This window comes from Nocardia sp. NPDC051990 (genome assembly GCF_040680755.1).
Classification (GTDB): domain Bacteria; phylum Actinomycetota; class Actinomycetes; order Mycobacteriales; family Mycobacteriaceae; genus Nocardia.
The window spans coordinates 167,031-186,721 of sequence record NZ_JBFAXH010000002.1 but is presented as its reverse complement, the minus strand read 5'-3'; the positions used below and the strand labels follow the sequence as shown (position 1 = coordinate 186,721).

The following is a 19,691-nucleotide window of genomic DNA, read 5'->3' as shown; positions in this document are numbered from 1 at the left end:
ACCAAGCCCGTATCAGAGCAGCCTTCGCCATTCGACGCAGTGAGCCACGAATGCGCCCAGATGCTCGGCGACAAACCGCCCGGCATACCAATCATCCTGTGTGACAACGGAAGTCCACACATACGTCCACGCCGAAGGCGCGGCACCCGGCCGGACCCGCCGCAATTCGTACTCGTCATCCTCGAACGCATCCAGCACCGCCCACTCCCCCGCATCGAGCCCCGATAGCACCACACCCCGGGCGACCCCGCCCGCGGCGGGCACGAGCCCCGGATACACCCGCCCCGGCAGCACCGCCACCCGCCACCCGGTCAGCTCCGCCGCCACTGAATCCGGACACCGCCCGATCAACTCGACCAATACCTCCGGAAACTGCAACGTCCCGTAGACGAACAGCCGATCACCGTCCACAATCGAGCGACCGCCCCGCCGGCCCGGCTCGGTCGACACCATGGCACCCGACTCGTCCACCACGCCCCCTTTCCAACTGCCCACCAGCGGAGATTACGCCCGATAAGCACAGACAATCCCGACACCTACGCCCTGCTACCGGGAAATCCGCATCAGAACGCGTGCCGTGCCACGGGAGCCGATACGACCGCCGGGCCGCGACCACCAGCAAGCCCCTACAGCAAGGCGCCCTTGATCCGGCGCATGCTCGGCGGCGGGGATTGCCGTCACCATCGTTTCGGTCCCCCTGGCCGAGTGCACGAACGCACTTGACCGCCACCTACAGGCGGATCGGCTGCGAGCCGAGGTCGTCGACAGGATCAACTCGCCGCCCGTGCCCGCGAGCTACGCCAACTCGGTACGAGCCTGCCCGGAGCCGCCATCACTTGGACCAACTCCGGTATCGAAATCGTCAGACGAACGCGGCGACGTTGCGCTCGCACCACTCGGCGAACGTGCGCGGATTTCTACCGAGCAGCTCACACACGGTGTCGGTCCGGAACCCCACCGTATCGGCTCGCATCAACTCGAACCCTTCGATGATCGCCGCCGCCAACGCCGGTGGCGCACCGCCGGGGTAGCGGGATTCCAACGCCTCCTGCGGGGTGGCCGCCGCGCGCACGTCGATGGTGCGGCCGATAGCATGGGCGATGGTCGCGACTTGTTCTGCGACAGTGCAGGTTTGCGCGCCCGTGAGGGTATAGGTCATGCCGTGGTGACCGTCGCCGGTGAGCACCTCCGCCGCCACCGCGGCGATATCGGCAGGATCGATCGGGGCGTAGCGACCGGGGCCGGTGGGGTCGAGGACCGTGCCGCCGGAGCGAATCGTGCGCGCCCACGCGAGCGCGTTCGTCATGAATCCGCCGGGCCGCAACACGGTCGCCGGTATGCCGGATTCGGCGACGACTCGCTCGCGCTCGCGATGCCAACGCCCCATGGCTGGTACCGGATCACCCATCGCATTGAACGACGACAACTGCACGATATGCCGCACTCCGGCCGCGTGCGCCGCGTGCACCGCATCGACGGTGTGCTGCAGGCCGACGCCGGGCACCAGCAAGAACAGCGTGTCGGCACCATCGAATGCGGGCGTCAGGGTTGTCGGATCCGCCAAATCGCCGACGATCAACTCACCCCGGCCCGAATCCGCGACACGGGCCGGATCACGCACGAGAAGACGGAATTCCGCACCTCCGGCAGCGAGTTCGCCGACGAGTTCCCGACCGATATTTCCGGTGCCACCGGTGACCAGTATCATCAGATCTCCATATCATTAGCCGTCTAACGAATTAGAACGTTAGACGGCTAATGATCCATCCGTCAATCGCCAGGGAGTCCGACAAGTGCCCGAGTTCCTCGACCTACACGGCCGCAGTTCGAAGGTGCTGCGCGAACTCGCGGACCGCGAAATGCGGACGCATGGACTGCATCTGGGCCAGAATCATGTCCTGGCATTGCTGTGGGAGCAGGACGGGCGCACCCCGGGTGAGGTCGCCGCCGCACTGAATGTCACGACCCCGACCGTCGTCAAAATGGCCACCCGCATGGCCGGCACGGATTTATTGGAGCGCCGTCGCGACGAACACGACAACCGCTTGGTCCGCCTCTGGCTCACCGATAGGGGCCGCGCCCTGCAACAGCCGGTCGAGACACAGCGACAGGCCCTGGAGGACAAGGTGACCGCCGATCTCACCCCCACCGAACGCCGTCACCTCATGAGTGCCCTGCGCAAGATCCATCGCACCGCGACCCAACTCCTCGGCGAGGCCACACCCTGATCCCACGGACTCAATCCACCGCGGGCCGCCGCGACCGAATGATCTCCGCCAGTCTTTCGTAATCGTCCACACGCGCCGTCGACGCGCGAAACGCCAGACCGAGGGTGCGCCCCGGTGCGGGTGCGGCGAAATGCGCGGTTTCCAAGGTGCCGCGCGCGGTTTCGGACGCCACCGCCATCTCCGGAATCAACGTGACCCCGAGACCGCCAGCGACGCACTGGACCACGGTCGCCAGCGACGCGGCGCGGGTATCACCGACCGCGCCCGGATGGGCGTCGGCGGAGCGGCAGAGTTCCAGGGTCTGATCACGCAGGCAGTGGCCCTCGTCGAGCAGCAGCAGTGGCAGCGCGTCCAGGGTGGCGGGTGCGATATCGGTGCGACCGGCCAGCTCGTGCCCGCGCGGGGTCACCAGCACGAATTCCTCGGCGTACAACGAGATCTCGACCAGCCCCGGCACCTCGGTCGGTAGCGCGACCAGTGCCACGTCCAGGACGCCGGTGCGTAACCCCTCCAGCAGCCGAGCGGTTTGGTCCTCGATCACCTGAGGCTTCAAGGCAGGCAATGCTTTGCGCAATTCGGGCAGCAGACCCGGCAGCACATACGGGGCAACCGTCGGAATGATGCCGATCCGCAGGGTGCCACCCAGGCTGTCACCGGTCGCCGAGGCGACGAATCGATCGGCCGCCTCTAGGGTCGCCGTCGCCTGCGGCAGCAGCCGCATACCCGCGGCGGTAACGAGCACGCGCCGAGTGCTGCGCTCGATCAGCTGCAGTCCCAGCCCCTGTTCCAATGCGGCAAGTGCCTGCGATAACGTGGGCTGGCTCACACTGAGCCGCGCGGCCGCGGTGCCGAAGTGGCGGTACTCCGCGACTGCCACGAACGCACGCAGCTGCGACAGGGTCGGCTGATAAGTCTGATCAGTCATGCCTATCAGTGTAGTGCGACTGATCACCTTTACCTTTCGCCGGACTTTGGGCATGATCACTGGTGAGCTTTTCGATCCACGCGCTCTAGCAAACCGACTGACGAGGAGACAAGCATGGCTTTGCTGACCATCGGCGACCAGTTCCCGGCATACAACCTCACCGCGGTGATCGGCGGTGACCTGTCGAAGGTCAACGCTCAGCAGCCTGACGATTACTTCACCCAGATCACCTCCGACGACCACGCCGGTAAGTGGCGCATCGTCTTCTTCTGGCCCAAGGACTTCACCTTCGTGTGCCCGACCGAAATCGCCGCCTTCGGCAAGCTCAACGACGAGTTCGAGGACCGCGATGCGCAGGTGCTCGGCGCCTCGGTCGACAACGAGTTCGTGCACTTCCAGTGGCGCGCCCAGCATGAGGATCTCAAGACCCTCCCGTTCCCGATGCTGAGCGACCTCAAGCGCGAATTGGCCTCCGCCACTGGTGTTCTCAACGCCGACGGCGTCGCCGACCGTGCCACCTTCATCATCGACCCGAACAACGAGATCCAGTTCGTCTCGGTGACCGCGGGTTCGGTGGGCCGCAATGTCGACGAGGTGCTGCGTGTGCTCGACGCACTGCAGTCCGATGAGCTGTGCGCCTGCAACTGGAAGAAGGGCGACCCGACCATCAACGCGGGCGAACTGCTCGCCGCGAGCGTCTGAGCACTATCCGAACACCTGAAACCCCCTGCGCAAGAAGAGGATTCGCCGAATGAGCATCGAGACCCTGAAGAACTCCCTTCCCGAGTACGCAAAGGACCTCAAGCTCAATCTGTCGTCCATCGCGCGCACCACCGTATTGAACGAACAGCAACTGTGGGGCACGCTGCTCGCGTCGGCGGCCGCGACCCGGTCGGCGACGACGCTGCGTGAAATCGCCGAGGAAGCCGCGGACAATTTGTCGGCGGAGGCCTACAACGCCGCACTCGGCGCGGCCTCGATCATGGGCATGAACAATGTGTTCTACCGGGGCAAGGCGTTTCTGGAAGGCCGCTACGACGATCTGCGTGCCGGTCTGCGGATGAACATCATCGGCAACCCGGGTGTCGACAAGGCTGATTTCGAGCTGTGGTCGTTCGCGGTCTCCTCGATCAATGGCTGCGCGCACTGCCTGGAGGCGCACGAGAAGACACTGCGTGAGGCGGGTGTCTCGCGTGAGGTGATCTTCGAATCGCTGCGCGCCGCCGCGATCGTGGCCGGCGTCGGTCAGGCCGTGCAATCCACGGAGACGCTGACCACCGCCGCGGTCTGATATCTCGCAAGAAGCGCACAACGGCTCCGTCCGGATGGACGGGGCCGTTGTCGTTTCCGCGCCGACCGGCACATGTCGGAGCGGCTCGCTAGCCTGTTCGCGATACGCACCTCGTGAACAAGGGAGCAGGCCGATGGCTGTCCGCACGCCGCCGACCGATGAGAATGCCTGGGTGGTACCCGCCGCCTGGTGGTCGAAAACCGATCCGTTCCGCGGGCGGTGGCCCGCGCGCAAGGTTGCCGTGAACGCGGCTGCGGCACAAACGATCTCCGACAAATTGGCGCAGTCCACGGATGCGATCCGCGCCATCCTGAGTCATTCCGCCTCGCACCGGGTGCTCGCCGAACGGGGTGCGCAGTACCTGGCCGATCGCCACGCCGACCCGCTCGGCGCGGCGGTGTGCGCCGCGATCGGGATGGATGCGCAGCTGTGGGATGCCAAGGCCCTCGGCCGCTACTACGACAACCACGCGGATCTGGCCGATTATCTGGTTGCCACCCACGGTCTCGGCTGTGCCGTGGCGACCGTAGCAGCACTCACCGGTATCCGCGCGGAGGCATCGGATACCCAGGGCGGGCAATCGAATCGCGTGGTGGTGTCACGTCCTTATGATCCGCCCGCCACCCTGGTCCGGCGATTGCGCACCCTGCTGGCCGCCGCCGGGGAGATGGACTACGCCGATGCCAAGGACCAGGCACACCAGCTGCGCCGCGGCCCGCTCTCGATCCGGTTGCTCACCTCGTACCTTTTCCCCACCGAACAGGACTGGGTGACAACCGATCTCGCCGATCCGAAGCTCACCGACGGCTTCGGATCGATATTCCTGCTCGCCTCGGTGACCGATTCGGCGCACGCACACCGCATCCTCGATCTGCTCAGCTGGCATTGGCATCTGCTGCGCGACAACACATCGCTGATCTACAGTGTCACGGCACATCTCGGCCCCGACGCTGCTTCGGTCCTCACTCGACTGTGGGAGGCTGGTCAGGGCAACAGTTCCGCGCCGGGCGCGGAGACCCTGTCGCGCATCCTCGCCCACCTCCCCGCCGACGACGCCATGGACTTCCTGGCCAGGCGTTCATGGCGCAATTCGACCGCGGCGGCCCTGCTGGCCTCGACCGAACGGTTTCCGACCCGCGCCATGCGGGTGCTCGGTGAACGGACCACCCGGCAAGAAAACACCGCCGAGTTCTGCCAGCACGTCCGCCGTCATCCCGAACTCGCCGTCGCCATGCGCGATGAACTGCCCGAATCCGCTCGGCAGTTGATCACCGAAAGTCTGCCCGGCCTGCCGATGGACACCACCCCGGACGAACTGGTACCGGCGATCCTGCGCGATCCGCCCTGGAATCGCCCGCACCCCAAGCCGACTGCCGCCGCCAGCCTCGAAGTGCCATCCACCATTCAGGTTTCGTGGCGCGACGGCGAACGCGAGCATTGGCTCGACTCGCGCGACACACTCACCGAAGACGAGCTGCACAGACGTCTGAAAGATGCCGCGTCCAATCCCCGCGACCTCGGCGACTGGGCACTGCAGGCGCTGGCTCGGGCGGATCTCGCCATCGCGGAACCGATCCTGCGAGCCGAACACACCGGCTGGTTGCTCTGGGACATCCACGGCTTGATGGCGGTCACGGCCGCGCATGGTGCCGCGGCCCACGACCTTGTCATCGGTGCGGTCACGCAGGACCCCCGTGAGCTCGCCGCAGCGATCACACCCTTCGAAAGTCCCGCCGCCGCAGCGCTTGTCGTAGAGTGGCTCAGGCTGCGCTCACGCCGCAGGATCGCCTTGGACTGGCTGCGCCGTCATCCCGCCTATGCCGCCACCGCGTTGATTCCGGGTGCTATCGGCAAGGCGCGCAAGACAAGACGCACCTACGGCGCGGCATTGCGCACCCTCGTAAGCCTCGGGCACACCGATGCGATCATGACCGCAGCGGACGCCTATGGCGCGACCGTCGCGGTGCGTGAGATGCTCGAAGCCGATCCGGCCGACATCGTGCCGACGCGGATTCCGGTTCTCCCGCAATGGTTATCGATTCTGGCACTGCCACCGATCATGCTGACGAGCGAGCGACCACTGCCGCACGACGCCATCGCCAATCTGATCATCTTCATGATGTTGTCCGAGCCGGGCGAACCGCATGGCGCGCTGGCGCGAATTCGTGCGCATTGCGACACGTCAACTCTGGCCGCCGCGACAGGTGCGATCTTCGAGCAGTGGACCAATGGGGGTGCGCGCTCGAAGGACACCTGGGTCTGGGAAGCATTGGCAGCCTTCGGGAATGACGACACGGTCGCGAAGTTGCTACCGAAGATCACCTGGGACACCGGTAAGGACAACGCGCTGGACGTCCTCGCCGCCATCGGCTCGGATTACGCCTTGTCGGCACTGATCAAGATGAGTGAGCAGGGGCGAAACGCCGTGGTTCGGTCAGCGGCACAGCTTCGAGTCACCGAACTCGCCGAGGAAATGGGGTTGACCGAGGATCAGCTCGCCGACCGTCTGGTTCCGGATCTGGGCCTGCGCCCCGACGGCACGGCGCTGCTCGACTTCGGGCCACGCCACTTCGTACTCGGCTTCGATGAACAGCTGCGCCCCACCATCACCGGTGCCGACGGCACCCGCTACAAGGCCCTGCCCAAGGCCGGGGTTCGCGACGACGATGACCTGGCCGCCGCGGCGACGGCGGCATATCGCTCGATCCGCAAGTCCGTCAAGAAGTTCGCCGCCGACCAGATCCGGCGACTCGAACGCGCCATGGTCACCGAACGCCGCTTCACCCTCGATGAACTGTGCACCCTGTTCATCGCACATCCGGTGCGCATCAACGTGACTCGCCGCCTGATCTGGGCGACCTATCGCGACGACCAGGTGCTCGACTCGTTCCGCATCGCCGAGGACAACACCTTCGCCGATGCCGACGACGCCGCACTCGACATCGCCGAGAACGCCGTCATCGGCATCGTCCATCCGCTCCACCTCGGCACCGAGCTGACCGCGGCATGGGCCGATGTGCTCGCCGATTACGAACTCCTGCAACCATTTCCACAGATCGGTCGAGAGGTGCACCATCCGGATCCGGAGCTGCTCGCCAGTTCCATGGTGCCGATTGCCGCGAATGCCACTGTCCCCCTCGGCCGCATCCACGGCTTGACCAACCGCGGCTGGAATCCGCCCGAACGCGGCAACGGCGGTCGCATCGACACCTTCGGCAAACGGCTCACGAACGACCTGATTTTCAGCATCGGAATCGATCCGGGCATGGAGCCGTTCGAACCGGTCGCTCCCGTGCACGAACTCAGGTACGCCGCGCTCGCCGGCCGCGCTTCCTCCACCTTCGCCGACCTCAGCCCGGTCACCGTGTCGGAGATCCTGCGGGATCTCGCGTGGCTCCGCGGCCCGCATTGACATGCACTTCGTGAGCGGACGGCGCAGGCAAATCGGCACGTCGCACGGCAATTCATCCCAGACGGCAATCCTGCGGCGGTGCACCAACCATTTCTCGGCCGTTAGGCTCACGACCATGGGCACACAGAGTGAACCAGCGGCCATGGGTACGCGGGTCGAGGTCGTGCGTGTTTTCACGGACCCGGCCGGGCACGGCGGCAACGAGCTCGGCATCGCTCGCGCCGCCGACGTCGCCGAGGTCGATCGCCAGGCGCTGGCGGCGAAGGCCGGGTACAGCGAGACCGTCGTTGTCGAGGACCCCGTCGACGAGGTCGCCAAGGTAAGGATCTACACCCCCGCGGTTGAGTTGCCCTTCGCCGGGCATCCGTCGGTGGGTACCGCGTGGTGGTTCGCCGAGCAGGGCCAGCCGGTGCGGATTCTGCAGGTGTCGGCTGGTCCGGTCGCCGTCGAACTCACCGACGGGCTCGTCTGGATCACAGCACGCGGCGAATGGGCCCCGGAATTCACCTTCCATCAGCTCAACGATCTCGACGAGCTGGCGAATCTGCGCCCCGACGATTTCGACAGTGGTTCGCACTACCTCTGGACCTGGACCGACGAGCAGCGCGGCGCCCTGCGCTCCCGTATGTTCGCCCCCGACATGGGCGTCGCCGAGGACGAAGCCACCGGCGCCGCCGCCGTCGCCCTCACCGCGCTACTACGCCGCGGCCTGATCATCACCCAGGGCAAGGGCTCCCAGCTGTTCACCGAATGGGACTCCGACGGTTGGGTCCGACTCGGCGGCCGCGTCGTCGCCGACTCGATCATCGACCTGTAGGCCGCGATTGTCCGGCGGTAGGTCCGCTCGCACGGAACGTCTTGCCGCTGACCAGGATCGATGTGGGACACGGCTCGGAGGTCGGCTATCTCTGCCTGCCGCGGGTGGACGATGCTGCCGCGCATGGCGGTCGGAGTTGGCGTGGCGCCGCAGCAGCGTGACCAGCAGAACCCGTTCGGCGGGCGAAAATGCCTCGTAGGCAGCGCCGAGGCCGTCTTCCCGAGTCTCGCAGCGGCCTGATCGGACAACGGCAGCCACTGGCGGTCTATCCGGAGGCGGCAGCGATCAGCATGTAGGCCGTGCCCAGGTCCATGACGATATGGGGCACGATTGCGGATCTCAGTGCGCGGCCGACCAAGGAAGCCGAGTGCTGGGAGTCGGTTCGGATGCCGATCGGGTGGCCGAGCCAGCGCTGGCACCGGCCGGTACTCGCCGCGACGATCAAGGCGAGCGCATCGGCGGTGAACAGCGTGGCCAGCGACAGCGCCGGTCCGGGTGCGGGCCCGCCGACGTGCGCGCTGGCATGGTGTCCCGCCATTGCGTACAACATGACGGCCGCGACCGCGATGTGATAACCGAGCGCGATCATTCGATCATCGGGTAGCGCGCGAGTCGCGTTGCGCCACTGTGCAATTCGGTCTGCCAACAATGCCGCGAAGACGATGATGAGTGCGATCAGCACCCCGCGCAGCACTACCGGATCCGCTCCCATCGGAAAGACCAGCATCGCGAGCATCACCATGCACATGATCAGATGGGCGGCATCGGACTCGTGACATGCCAGCGCACCGGGCGAATGCGCTTGCACACGAACGGGTTCGGCCCCGCCGACGCCATCCGATGCCACCAACCGCCCGAGCACCACCGTGGCCGCGAACAGAAACGCCACAACCACCGACCACCGCAGCGCGGCATACTCCTGCGCGAACTCCACCACACCCATCACCTCCCGACCCACATCCTCCCCTCTATGCTCGCACCCCGACACCCCACCCTGCTGCCCCTTCCCCGCCAACACTCCCACAGCCACACCCCATCTCAGCCTCCGCGCGGCCCGTGTGAACACCCACAACAAGCGCGGAAATCCGAAGGCACCCGTTGGCCGAACGTGCAAACCATGGCGGCAAACCGCGAGAAGCCGGCGCTACCTGTTGTGATCTTGGTCGATCGCGGCGAAATGGCTGGCGGCCAGCCGATCTGGGGTCAGCGTGCGACGCTGGGACGAAGGCGGTCGGCGGCGGCGCGAGCGAAGCGGCCGGGTGTGATGCCACGCCATTGTTTGAAGGCGTTGGAGAAGCTCGGTGCGCCGGAATAGCCTATGCGATAGGCGACGTCCTCGACGGTGAGACCGGTGGCGAGTAGTTCCTCGGCGAGGGCGCCGTAGGTCTCGGTACACAGCCGACGATAGGAGGTGCCCTCGTCGGCCAGTCGCCGACGCATGGTGCGCAGGCTCATATGCAGGCGTTCGGCCACATCCTCCTGGGTGATGCGACCGTTCATCTGATGCAGCAGCACCTCGCGCACCGACCCGGCCAGGCCCTGTTTCAAACCCCGGCGTTGCAGCAGCTCGGCACACTGTTCCTCGAAGAGCAGTGCGGTCAGCGGGCTGGCGTTGGGCATCGGCCGATCGATATCGGTGGCATCGAAGACCACGAGTTGGAGCTCCGGGGATTCGGTACTGGGAATCTCGAATTGCTCCAGTATCGGCCGTATTCGAGGCAGCAGACCACCCGCGACCTCGGCCCGCACCACCGGCGGCGGCACCCCGAACACCAGATACCAGTTGTACAGCAGGGCCGCCACATCTCGTTCGGCGAGAAAGGTGCGCACATCCGCGGGCAGATCGCGGTCGTCGCCGTAGAGCCAGATCTCGTCGCCGTGATAGACGTGCCAGGCTCGCGCGAACGAGGTCATCATGCTGAAGTAGCGCATCGCGACATCGATGGCCGAACGCATGGTCGGACTGCTCAGCACCGCCATACCGAGTACGCCGAGGGTGGTGATACGCGTGCGCATACCCGCCTCGAAGCCCAGTCCGGGTTGGTCGTCGAGCAGGGTGACGAGATTGTGGACGAGTAGGAGTTCTTGTGCCGCCGTGATCTCCGCGCCGGGCGTTTTCAATGCCATCGGATCGATACCGGTGCCACGCAGGAGATCCGCGCGCGTCAGCTGGTGATCATCCGCGAGCTCGGCAAGGATCGCCGCGTTCCCCACCGACCGCCGCCACTCCCAAGAGGCCACGGATACATCGTGAGCGCAGGTGGCCATACTCGCAAGGTTTTGGCCGAACATCGGATACACCAGGCGAGTTCGGCTCGAACTGACCGGTATGCGCAATCTCATGACCCGATATCGCATGGCAACCGCACCACCGCGTATCTACCGTCATGGCTATCGTCGAGCGAAGATCAAGGTAGGCGAGAACAACATGCCGAGAAAGACCCTTGTCGGCACGCGCGTCGCGATTACGGGCGGCACCTGCGGTATAGGCAAGGAAGCCGCCTTGGCCTTCCTTGCCGCCGGTGCCGATGTGGCGATCGGTGACGCGGATGCCGGCAAAGTGCGTGCGATCACCGCCCAGCTCAACCGGATTCACGCGGCCGATACCGTCGGCCTACCTGTCGAGGTCACCGACGACGCGCGTTTCGCCGAATTCCTGGCGGCCGCCGAACGCCGACTGGGCGGTCTCGATGTCGTGGTGAATGCCGCCGATGTTGAACCAACCGGTTCGTTTCTGGTCGAATCCGATCAGGAATCGGATCGGCAGATCGATACCAATCTCCGCGCGGTGATCACCGGATCCCGGCTCGCCGGAATGCGTTTCGTCGAACAGGGCCACGGACATATCGTCAATATCGGTTCGGCCATCGGCGTCACGGCCGCACTCGGCGCCGCGGTGTACTGCGCGACCAAGCATGCGGTGGTCGGACTCGGCACCGCACTGCATCGCGGACTCGCCGAACAAGGAGTGCTGGTCAGCACCATCGCGCCCGGTTACACACCCGATCCGGAGGCGGTGGCGGATGCGATCGTCGACTGTGTCGAGCACCGACGCGGCGGACTGGTGGTGGTGCCGCCGACCGGGTGGTTCCGTACCGCAATGCCGGATCCGGTGCAGTTGCGTCATACGTTGTGGCGGATGCTCGGCATTATGTGAGCCGTCAGGCCGGGAGTTCTCGCAGCACCCGTTTGAGCACCTTTCCGGTGGGGTTGCGCGGAAGCTCATCGACGAACAACACCTCACGCGGGACCTTGAAGCGCGCCAGATGCGTCTTGACATGCTCACGCACCTCGTCCTCGGTGAGCGAATGCCCTTCGCGAACCACGACGACCGCGCGCAGGCGCTGACCGTATCGATCGTCCGGCACCCCGAATGCGCTGACCTCCGCTATCGCGGGATGCGCGGCGAGCAGTTCCTCCACCTCGCCCGGAAAGACGTTCTCGCCACCGGAGACGATCATGTCGTCATCGCGTCCTTCGATGAAAAGCCTTCCGGCATAGTCGAAATGGCCGATATCGCCGGTGGACATCAACGGTCCGATGCGCGCCTTGTCACCACCACCGGTATAGCCCTCGAATTGATAGTTGTTGCCGACGAAGATGCGACCTGTCGCGCCCGGAGGTACTTCCCGGTCGTTGTCGTCGAAAATCTTCACGACGGTGCTGGGCACGGGCGAGCCGACGCAGCCGGGCTCGACGGCCAGATCCGCGGGAGTGGCAATCGTCGCGTAGGCCACCTCGGTGGACCCGTACACGTTGTACACCACCGGCCCGAATGCCTCGGTCACCCGGACGCACAGATCGGCACCGAGCTGTGAGCCCGCGACGAAAATGATCCGCAACCGCGAAAGATCACGTCCGGCAAAGACTTTCGGCCCAGCGTCGACGAGTCGTTGCAGCATGACCGGCACCGCGATCATGGCCGTGGCACCGTGCCGATCGAGACTGTCCAGCACCGCCTGCGGATCGAAGCGCCGCCGGATCACCAGCGTGGATCCGAAGCCGACCGCGAGAACGGCATGCGCGAACCCGAGCGTATGGAATAGCGGCGCAGGACATTCGGTGACTTCGCGGGCCCGGAACGGCACCTTGCCGAGGATGGCACCCAGTGGTGACAGGGAGGCCGGTTCGCTGCCGCGCGGCGCACCTTTCGGGGTACCGGTCGTCCCGCTGGTCAGCAGGATGATCCGGGCGGCGGTGCGTGGCTTGCGCGGTGGTGTGCGCGCCGCGCCCGCGATCAGATTGTCGATGGTGTCGACGCCCGGTTTATCGGCCCAGCCGCGGTAGCGGCCCCGGCGCGGTGTGAAATCGCCGAGCATACTTGCGTATTCGTCATCGAAGATCAGCAGATCGGCGCCCTCGCGGCTCATCACCTCACGCAGTTGCGGCGCCGCGAAATCGGTATTGAGCAGGATGATTCGAGCACCGCATTTGGCCGCGGCGAAGACCGCGTAGTGGAAGCCGCGATGGTTGCGTGCCAGGATGGCCACCCCCTCGCCGTCGCGCAGTCCGCGCGCCCGCCAGGCATTCGCAAGCGCGGTGCTGCGCTCGTCGAGTTCACGGAAGCTGACGCGGCCGAGTTCATCGATGATGGCGGTGCGATCGCGATAGCGCAGGGCGGCAACGGTTGTCAGCCCACCGAGCAGTCCGGAGCGCAGCACCGCAGCACCCATACGAGCCAGTCGATCCGGGCGTTCGGGGGTCGCGAGTCCGGCACGCACCGTCAGCGCGGCGTAATAGGTCTCATCGGCGGCCCGACGCGCCGCGGTCGTGGCCAGCACGCCGACTCTGTTCGCAAACTTCATGATTCGATCCTGACGCCAACCGCACCTGAACGCGCGGTGACCCGGATCCCTTCGGCCGCAGCCGATTCGGATACCGCAGCTGTCCGGCCGAATCCGCTGAACACGCCAGTGGTCAGCCCCACTCCATCCGGCAGACAGCGCGGCTCGACCAGCGCACGATCTGTGCATGGCGCGAAGTTCTCGAATTTCGGCATCGTTGTCTACCTACGCGGGGGCGAGTGCCCTCACAGTAAGCGTCGCCGACGGATTCGTCGAGTACCGACCCAGACAGTAGGCCCAGCGCAGGCACGATCCATGATGGACGGATGTCCAGCGGATCCGCGACGCACGGTGGATCAGTTCGAATTGATGACGTGCGTCCGCTGAGGCCACGCATCCGACGGACATCTGACACTCAGCGCGCAAGGTCACGCGGATCGGCGAAGCCAGGAGGATCGGTCAGGCCGCATCGATCGCAGTGATCAGCGTGCGGTTGCCCGCCGTTCGTGTCGTGATGATCTGCGTGAAGGTCTGCGGCTGCTCGCCCGGAACCTGCTGGGTCAGCCGGACCTCCCAATGCGCCTCTCCCGCATCGCTGCCAGCGCGCGTGATCTGCACGCAGTAGAGGGTGCCGATCGGTATCTGGTTGATCCCGCGCTGGATCTGGTCGGCGGCGGGCACGTTCGCGTCGTTGGCAACTACGCCGCGTGCGGCGAATCCAGAACGCTGCACATAGTAGGCGCGTTCGAACGCGAGGATCGCCGATGGCCCATCGCTGGTGCCGCCCGGGTCGGTGCCGGAGATGACATCACCGATGCGCCGCTGTTCGCAGCCCGGGGTCGCGACCGTGGACGTTTGGTCAGCGGGTGTCGTGGTCGCCGGGGCGCGCCCGCCGGTCCCCTGGGCGACCGCCGGTATCGACGCCGCGGCCGGTCGCTTCGGATTGCTCGAACCGCCGAAGACGAACATCAGCACCGAGACCACCGCCAACACCACACCGAGCACGATCAGCACCGCGACGACACGGTTGCCGCCACCGGTCGGCTGCGCATCACGGCGACGCGGAGGATGCCGCAATGCCGGACCGGGATTGCCACCGGACCGATCGATAATCGTCGGTACAACGGAACTGGTCTCCGCCGGTAACTCGGCTTCGACCGCACGCGCCCGTGCCCGACTGGGCTCCGCGGCCAGTGGCGCTTGCGCGGGACGCCGCGGTTCGAGCCACTCCTGCCAATCCCCCGCTGGCCGGGGACGGCGCGGCCGTTCGGGTGGATCGAGGGCATCGGTCAGCGGTGTCCCGCGCTGACCCGAGCCACGGCGTGCGCCTGGACGGCGGCGCCGCTTCGGACTCGGAGCGGCGGGCCGGACCATGGGCAGCCCGGTGTCGAACGGATTGTCCTGGTTCTGGCTCGAAGAGCCGGAATCAGAGCTCGTCATCGTCGAATTCGCCGATCACCGCAGGCGGGACGGTCGCCAATACGGTCGGCACGGTGACGCCGAGTTGGCCATCACGTGGTCTGCGGTCCTCATCCGACTGCGACGACGGCGGCATTGCCATACCGCCGGTGGTGCCAGGCTGATTCGCCGGTTCCGGCCCCGACGGACGCGACGGCGGCGTGTCCGCGCTGGCGGCCGGTGCTTGCGGCGCGGGCGCCGGTGCCGGTTTCGTCGCGGTCGAGCCGCCCATATTCGGCGGGATCACCGAATTGGTTCCAGTATTCGGCGCGGGCTTGGACGACTGCCCCGATCCGCCGCCGAAGTCGATGATGTTCGAAGGCTTGCTCGTACTGTCACCGCCGGTGGGCGAATTCGTGGTGCTGCCGGGATGGATGAGTTCGGGAATCGCCTTATCGATGCCCTTATCCGCGGACGCGGCCACGGTATCCATGGCGTGCGTGCCGACTTCGGCGATCTTATCGATGAGGTGGGTGCCGATATTGACCCCGGCATCGATGGCGGCGGTCCCGACCGAAACGCCCGCGTTGATCAGATACTGCTGCAACTGGAGTTGGGCCGCCTGCACCGGATCCAGTGGCGTCGTTATCGTCATGCCCGCGGCGGTGGTGCCGTTGGTCGTACCGGGCGCGACCGTTTGCTGGGTAGTGCCGACACCCTGCGGTGTGGTGACGGTGAGCGGCCCCATCGCATCCAACCGCGCGGTGTGGCCGTCCATTTCCGACTGCGCCGTGCTGACCGCGGTGACCGCGTCGCGCAGCGCCTGGGTCGCCCGCGCGATCACCGCGTCGGTATCCGAGGACGCGCTCGCGGTGCTCAGGATCTGCTTGGCATCGCGGCGGAAGTCCGCGATGATCTGGTCCACCTTTTGCGCGGCGCGGGCGCTGGTGGCATGGGCGTCGCCGAGCACCGACAGGTACTCGGGTCCGCGGTCAGTGATATCACCGATCTGAGTTTGCGTGGTGCGCAATGCCGGAACGGCATCGTCGGCGGCACGGGAGGTCCAGGTCGATTCGAGGGCGTGCAGGCCCTCGCGGTGCGAGCCCTCGGTATCGGCGGCCTGTGTGGACGCGGCGGACAGCGCGTTGACGACGGTCTGGTCCGGCGTCGCGACGCCACTGCCGAGCGAGGCACGCAATTGCAGCAGCGGCTCGACCAGCGCCGCCACGATCGGCGGATCCACATTCGGATCGATGGGCGTGCTCGCGGGAATATCCGACGCGTTGTGCACGGGCCGCCGGCGCAGCAGTCGTCTCATGGCAGCGCCTCTCCTTGCCGGGCAAGGGCGCCCGCGGAATCGACATCGATACCCTGCATTTCCGTGCTGTAATCGTGCAGTATCTGCCCGTAGGCGGCGACCAATTGCCCCGCGGTCGAGAGCGCCTGCACGTGTTCGTTCACCTTCTCGGTGAATCGGGCCACGAATCCGGCACCGACCGGACCGAGGTCGGCGACCAGCCGCTCGGGGTTGACTGCGCCACCCGCGACCGCCGATGCCGAGGCCAGCTGTTGCGACACTGTATTCGCGATCGTGGTGTAGGCAGCCATAGCCGCCGGGTCGAGCTTCAGCGCGTCCACTGTTCCCCCTTGATCAATACGGAAACCAAACTGTCGCGTCATATTTCGACACTCTGAGCGTACTTGGGCCCCGGACAATGCGCGCGGGGATCCTTTCGTTCCGCTGGAGTCTATGCCGCCGGATCCCTCGCTTATTCGACCCCGGCCCGGTTCCACCGGACACCGAGGTCGAATGCGGAAGTGATCAATTTCACCCGTGTCGGTTCTATGCTTGTCGGGACGAAGTTGGTCCCATCATCGCCCTGGCGATCCACGCGCAGGGTGCCGGCACAGGTTAGAGGGGTGGAAGCGTGAAGAACAGCAAACGTTGTCGAAACTGGTCGGTCAGATCCGCAATGCTCGTCGGTACCGTTTCCGCCGGAGTGCTGATGGCGGCTACGGCGCAGGCCGAACCGTTGTGGCCCGGTGGGCCGGATATCGGCACACCGGCGATCATTCCACCGGCTCCGGTGTCCGCACCGTGCGGCGAGACCGCACGGATGTGCATGCGGCTGTCGACGAACGAGGCGTGGCTGATGGACAACGGCAAGGTCACCTACGGTCCGACCCCGATCTCGCACGGGCGGCCCGGATACGAGACACCGCCCGGCGTCTTCAAGGTCGCCTTCAAGCGGGAAGACTTCTGGAGCACCATGCACAACGCTCCGATGAAGTGGGCGGTCTTCTTCAACGGCGATATCGCCACCCATATCGGCCCCATCGAGGAGCAGTCGCACGGCTGCATCCGGATGACCCCCGAGGGCGCCGAAACGACCTACCATTATCTCAATCCCGGTGATGTGGTCGAAGTCGTACGCTGACACCGGATTTGCGCGTATGAAGGTCCCGGGCGGATTTCGCCCGGGACCTTCTCGTCCGCGTCAGCGTTCGCCGACGAGCTGCGGATCCGTGTCTTCGGCCATGACCGCCTCACCGCGAGCGACCATGCCCGCCTCATCGGCGAGTTTCATATGGGGAATGAACAGGGCGAGCACGAAGGCGATTGCCACGCCCGGGAGCAGGTACGAGAAACCCGGAACCAAGGCGTCCACGTAGGCGCCGACGATGGCATCGTGCAGGCCGTCGGGCAGATGCTTGACCACCGAGGGCACCAATCCGCCCGGATCCAGCTTCGCGGCCGCGGCTTCGGGGCCGTGCGAGACGAAGACATCGGTGAGGCCCTCGGTCAAACGGTTGGTGAAGATGGAGCCGAAAATCGCCACGCCCAGCGCCCCGCCCATTTCACGGAAGTAGTTGTTCGCGCTGGTCGCGGTGCCGATCTGGTCGGGGGCCACGGCGTTCTGAACGACCAGGACGATGATCTGCATGATCAGACCGAGGCCCGCCCCCATGACGAACAGCATGGCGGAGACGACCCACATCGGGGTGTCCGCGTCCAGGCGGGTCAACCACAGCATGTCCGCGAACATCAAAACCGCGCCGAGGGGCGGATAGACCTTGTAGCGGCCGGTTTTGGTGACCATCGTCATCGAGGCGACCAAGGCGATCATCAGGCCGACCATCATCGGAATCAGCAGCAGACCCGATACCGAAGCCGAAGCGCCCGTCGCCATTTGGAGATAGGTCGGGATGAAGGCGAGGGCGGCGAACATCACCAGGCCGACCAGGAAGCCGATCGCGGAGGTCAGCACGAAGGTGCGGTTGCGGAACAACCACAGCGGCAGCATCGGCTCCTCGGCGCGCGCCTCCACGAGTACGAAGGCCGCGACCACCACGGCGAACGCCGCGATCATGGTGATCATAACCGTTGAGCCCCAAGCGTATTGCTTACCACCCCAGTCGGTGATCAGGATCAGCAGCGTGGTCGCGGCCGACATCAGCACAACACCGAGATAGTCGGGCCGGGTCTTGGGCCGGTGACTGGGGAGGCTGAGGTAGCGAAAGGCGATGAACAGCGCGGCGATTCCGATCGGCACATTGATCCAGAAGCACCAGCGCCAACCGAGGTGATCGGCGAAGAAGCCGCCGAGCAACGGACCCGCGACCGAGGTGATGCCGAAGACCGCACCCATCGGGGCCATATATTTGCCGCGATCCTTGGCCGGCACCACATCGGCGATGATGGCCTGCGCCAGAATCATCAGACCACCGCCGCCGACGCCCTGCAGACCGCGGAAGGTGATGAACTCCCAGAAACTCGTCGACGCGGCGGCACCGATGGAGGCCACCGTGAAAATCGTGATGGCGAACAGGAACGGCCAGCGGCGGCCGAACAGATCACCGAACTTGCCGTAGATCGGCATCATGATGGTGGTCGCGAGTAGATATGACGTTGCGGTCCATGCCATATGGGAGATGCCGCCGAGATCGCCGACAATGGTCGGCATCGCGGTGCCGACGATGGTCTGGTCCAGGCTGGCCAGGAACATCCCCGCGATCAACGCGCCGAAGATGAGCCAGATCCGCTTCTGGGTCAGGACAATCGGCATCGGTGGCGATTCAGCCGTAATGGTCATCTGTTCCCTCTCCTTGTCGTGCCGTCATGCTGTTCGAACAGCCGCGCGGCCATCGCGCAGTGTTCACGTACTGCCGCCGCCAGCGATACGGCCGGATCGGCGGCCGAAGCCATCGCCGCCCGCGACGTAATGGTTGTCATGAACCCTGCTGCCAGACCGGCGAATCCGGACGAGACCGGACTGCCCAGCCGAGCCGAGAGCAGGTCGGCGATGACGCTTTCCAAGCGGGCGCCGGAGGCAACGAAGGCCGCGACCACCCGCGGCTCGGTCTTGATGATCTCGATTACCAGCGCAATGCCCTCACGCATCTCGCTTTCGGATTCGAAGCCCTGCGCGAACAACCAGGTGAGATCGTCCAACAGCGCCCCGCTCGGGCCGCCCGCGATGAACCGCTCGCGCAACTCCGGAGTGCCGATCTCGCTGGTCGGCCCCACTATCGCAGCCATTTTCGTCTCGTAGTAGTTGAAGAATGTGCGGGGCGAGACCCCCACGGCTGTCGCGATGTCCTCGACGGTCGTCGCGTCCAGCCCGCGCTCGACCACAAGCCGTCGTGCGGCCAGACAGAGATCGAGCTCGGTCTGGCGTTTCTTCTGCTCCCGCAACCCGATCGGGCGGTCGTCCTTGGACACGTCCGACAAAATAGCACAAACTGCAATTTTTCAGAAACTGCAAGTTCATCGGGCGGTGTGTCACCGCAGGACGCCCGGTTCCGCGCAGGTTCGAGGTCGTCGCTTTCACCTCC

The 19,691-nt window shown here is 65.7% G+C and carries 18 protein-coding genes; 7 read left to right on the top strand and 11 right to left on the bottom strand.

Translation table 11 applies throughout. The features are described 5' to 3' along the window. Nucleotides 1-12: 12 nt before the first annotated feature. Both AB0L63_RS04495 and AB0L63_RS04490 read right to left on the bottom strand, forming a co-directional pair. A complete protein-coding gene (locus AB0L63_RS04495; protein ID WP_364494502.1) occupies nt 13-474 on the bottom strand; it encodes a gamma-glutamylcyclotransferase family protein in 462 nt (153 codons plus the stop codon). A 388-nt stretch (nt 475-862) separates the two neighbouring features. Next, nucleotides 863-1,708 carry an NAD(P)H-binding protein gene (locus AB0L63_RS04490; protein WP_364494499.1) on the bottom strand — a complete coding sequence of 282 codons (846 nt, stop codon included), beginning with the start codon at nt 1,706-1,708 and terminating at the stop codon, nt 863-865. Between the two features lie 85 nt (nt 1,709-1,793). On the opposite strand from AB0L63_RS04490, the gene AB0L63_RS04485 reads away from it, so the two are divergent. Then, on the top strand, nt 1,794-2,228 hold the full coding sequence (locus AB0L63_RS04485; protein ID WP_364494496.1) for a MarR family transcriptional regulator: 435 nt from the start codon (nt 1,794-1,796) through the stop codon (nt 2,226-2,228). A gap of 10 nt (nt 2,229-2,238) precedes the next feature. Here the strand turns inward: AB0L63_RS04485 and AB0L63_RS04480 are convergent, their stop codons facing one another. Then, on the bottom strand, nt 2,239-3,153 hold the full coding sequence (locus AB0L63_RS04480; protein WP_364494493.1) for a hydrogen peroxide-inducible genes activator: 915 nt from the start codon (nt 3,151-3,153) through the stop codon (nt 2,239-2,241). Nucleotides 3,154-3,267: 114 nt separating this feature from the next. Here AB0L63_RS04480 and AB0L63_RS04475 point away from each other — a divergent pair, with 114 nt between their 5' ends. The 4 genes from AB0L63_RS04475 to AB0L63_RS04460 all read left to right on the top strand — a co-directional run bounded on the left by AB0L63_RS04475 (nt 3,268) and on the right by AB0L63_RS04460 (nt 8,673). Further along, the gene (locus AB0L63_RS04475; protein WP_364494490.1) at nt 3,268-3,855 is read left to right on the top strand and encodes a peroxiredoxin; all 588 of its coding nucleotides are present in this window, start codon (nt 3,268-3,270) and stop codon (nt 3,853-3,855) included. Nucleotides 3,856-3,904: 49 nt separating this feature from the next. Beyond that, nucleotides 3,905-4,444 (top strand): carboxymuconolactone decarboxylase family protein, encoded by a 540-nt coding sequence (locus AB0L63_RS04470; protein WP_364494487.1) that lies wholly within the window; start codon nt 3,905-3,907, stop codon nt 4,442-4,444. Nucleotides 4,445-4,577: 133 nt separating this feature from the next. Continuing rightward, the gene (locus tag AB0L63_RS04465) at nt 4,578-7,856 is read left to right on the top strand and encodes a DUF4132 domain-containing protein (protein WP_364494485.1); all 3,279 of its coding nucleotides are present in this window, start codon (nt 4,578-4,580) and stop codon (nt 7,854-7,856) included. 142 nt (nt 7,857-7,998) lie between these two features. Next, nucleotides 7,999-8,673 carry a PhzF family phenazine biosynthesis protein gene (locus AB0L63_RS04460; protein WP_364495619.1) on the top strand — a complete coding sequence of 225 codons (675 nt, stop codon included), beginning with the start codon at nt 7,999-8,001 and terminating at the stop codon, nt 8,671-8,673. Between the two features lie 265 nt (nt 8,674-8,938). Here the strand turns inward: AB0L63_RS04460 and AB0L63_RS04455 are convergent, their stop codons facing one another. Further along, a complete protein-coding gene (locus AB0L63_RS04455) occupies nt 8,939-9,631 on the bottom strand; it encodes a DUF5134 domain-containing protein (protein WP_364494482.1) in 693 nt (230 codons plus the stop codon). 245 nt (nt 9,632-9,876) lie between these two features. After that, a complete protein-coding gene (locus tag AB0L63_RS04450) occupies nt 9,877-10,914 on the bottom strand; it encodes an AraC family transcriptional regulator ligand-binding domain-containing protein (protein ID WP_364494479.1) in 1,038 nt (345 codons plus the stop codon). A 187-nt stretch (nt 10,915-11,101) separates the two neighbouring features. Here AB0L63_RS04450 and AB0L63_RS04445 point away from each other — a divergent pair, with 187 nt between their 5' ends. Further along, nucleotides 11,102-11,830 carry an SDR family NAD(P)-dependent oxidoreductase gene (locus tag AB0L63_RS04445; RefSeq protein WP_364494476.1) on the top strand — a complete coding sequence of 243 codons (729 nt, stop codon included), beginning with the start codon at nt 11,102-11,104 and terminating at the stop codon, nt 11,828-11,830. 4 nt (nt 11,831-11,834) lie between these two features. Here AB0L63_RS04445 and AB0L63_RS04440 read toward each other — a convergent pair whose 3' ends face one another. The 4 genes from AB0L63_RS04440 to AB0L63_RS04425 all read right to left on the bottom strand — a co-directional run bounded on the left by AB0L63_RS04440 (nt 11,835) and on the right by AB0L63_RS04425 (nt 16,535). Continuing rightward, nucleotides 11,835-13,478: an acyl-CoA synthetase gene (locus tag AB0L63_RS04440; protein ID WP_364494474.1), complete on the bottom strand. Its 1,644-nt coding sequence runs from the start codon at nt 13,476-13,478 to the stop codon at nt 11,835-11,837. Nucleotides 13,479-13,916: 438 nt separating this feature from the next. Then, nucleotides 13,917-14,897 (bottom strand): hypothetical protein, encoded by a 981-nt coding sequence (locus AB0L63_RS04435; RefSeq protein WP_364494472.1) that lies wholly within the window; start codon nt 14,895-14,897, stop codon nt 13,917-13,919. After that, on the bottom strand, nt 14,884-16,173 hold the full coding sequence (locus AB0L63_RS04430; protein ID WP_364494469.1) for a hypothetical protein: 1,290 nt from the start codon (nt 16,171-16,173) through the stop codon (nt 14,884-14,886). Before AB0L63_RS04430 ends, AB0L63_RS04435 begins: the two co-directional genes overlap by 14 nt. Then, on the bottom strand, nt 16,170-16,535 hold the full coding sequence (locus tag AB0L63_RS04425) for a hypothetical protein (protein WP_364494466.1): 366 nt from the start codon (nt 16,533-16,535) through the stop codon (nt 16,170-16,172). Before AB0L63_RS04425 ends, AB0L63_RS04430 begins: the two co-directional genes overlap by 4 nt. A 293-nt stretch (nt 16,536-16,828) precedes the next feature. On the opposite strand from AB0L63_RS04425, the gene AB0L63_RS04420 reads away from it, so the two are divergent. Then, nucleotides 16,829-17,293: a L,D-transpeptidase gene (locus AB0L63_RS04420; protein ID WP_364494464.1), complete on the top strand. Its 465-nt coding sequence runs from the start codon at nt 16,829-16,831 to the stop codon at nt 17,291-17,293. A 60-nt stretch (nt 17,294-17,353) separates the two neighbouring features. Here the strand turns inward: AB0L63_RS04420 and AB0L63_RS04415 are convergent, their stop codons facing one another. Both AB0L63_RS04415 and AB0L63_RS04410 read right to left on the bottom strand, forming a co-directional pair. Next, nucleotides 17,354-18,949 carry an MDR family MFS transporter gene (locus AB0L63_RS04415; RefSeq protein WP_364494461.1) on the bottom strand — a complete coding sequence of 532 codons (1,596 nt, stop codon included), beginning with the start codon at nt 18,947-18,949 and terminating at the stop codon, nt 17,354-17,356. Beyond that, a complete protein-coding gene (locus AB0L63_RS04410) occupies nt 18,946-19,578 on the bottom strand; it encodes a helix-turn-helix domain-containing protein (protein ID WP_364494458.1) in 633 nt (210 codons plus the stop codon). The genes AB0L63_RS04415 and AB0L63_RS04410 overlap by 4 nt, the downstream gene beginning before the upstream one ends. Between the last annotated feature and the right edge of the window lie 113 nt (nt 19,579-19,691).

What these genes read in the sequence shown, in the direction of transcription:
- AB0L63_RS04490 (WP_364494499.1), bottom strand. Translation starts at nt 1,708, where the DNA reads ATGATACTGGTCACCGGTGGCACCGGAAATATCGGTCGGGAACTCGTC.
- AB0L63_RS04480 (WP_364494493.1), bottom strand. Translation starts at nt 3,153, where the DNA reads ATGACTGATCAGACTTATCAGCCGACCCTGTCGCAGCTGCGTGCGTTC.
- AB0L63_RS04475 (WP_364494490.1), top strand. Translation starts at nt 3,268, where the DNA reads ATGGCTTTGCTGACCATCGGCGACCAGTTCCCGGCATACAACCTCACC.
- AB0L63_RS04470 (WP_364494487.1), top strand. Translation starts at nt 3,905, where the DNA reads ATGAGCATCGAGACCCTGAAGAACTCCCTTCCCGAGTACGCAAAGGAC.
- AB0L63_RS04465 (WP_364494485.1), top strand. Translation starts at nt 4,578, where the DNA reads ATGGCTGTCCGCACGCCGCCGACCGATGAGAATGCCTGGGTGGTACCC.
- AB0L63_RS04460 (WP_364495619.1), top strand. Translation starts at nt 7,999, where the DNA reads ATGGGTACGCGGGTCGAGGTCGTGCGTGTTTTCACGGACCCGGCCGGG.
- AB0L63_RS04445 (WP_364494476.1), top strand. Translation starts at nt 11,102, where the DNA reads ATGCCGAGAAAGACCCTTGTCGGCACGCGCGTCGCGATTACGGGCGGC.
- AB0L63_RS04440 (WP_364494474.1), bottom strand. Translation starts at nt 13,478, where the DNA reads ATGAAGTTTGCGAACAGAGTCGGCGTGCTGGCCACGACCGCGGCGCGT.
- AB0L63_RS04435 (WP_364494472.1), bottom strand. Translation starts at nt 14,897, where the DNA reads ATGACGAGCTCTGATTCCGGCTCTTCGAGCCAGAACCAGGACAATCCG.
- AB0L63_RS04430 (WP_364494469.1), bottom strand. Translation starts at nt 16,173, where the DNA reads ATGAGACGACTGCTGCGCCGGCGGCCCGTGCACAACGCGTCGGATATT.
- AB0L63_RS04425 (WP_364494466.1), bottom strand. Translation starts at nt 16,535, where the DNA reads ATGACGCGACAGTTTGGTTTCCGTATTGATCAAGGGGGAACAGTGGAC.
- AB0L63_RS04420 (WP_364494464.1), top strand. Translation starts at nt 16,829, where the DNA reads ATGCTCGTCGGTACCGTTTCCGCCGGAGTGCTGATGGCGGCTACGGCG.
- AB0L63_RS04415 (WP_364494461.1), bottom strand. Translation starts at nt 18,949, where the DNA reads ATGACCATTACGGCTGAATCGCCACCGATGCCGATTGTCCTGACCCAG.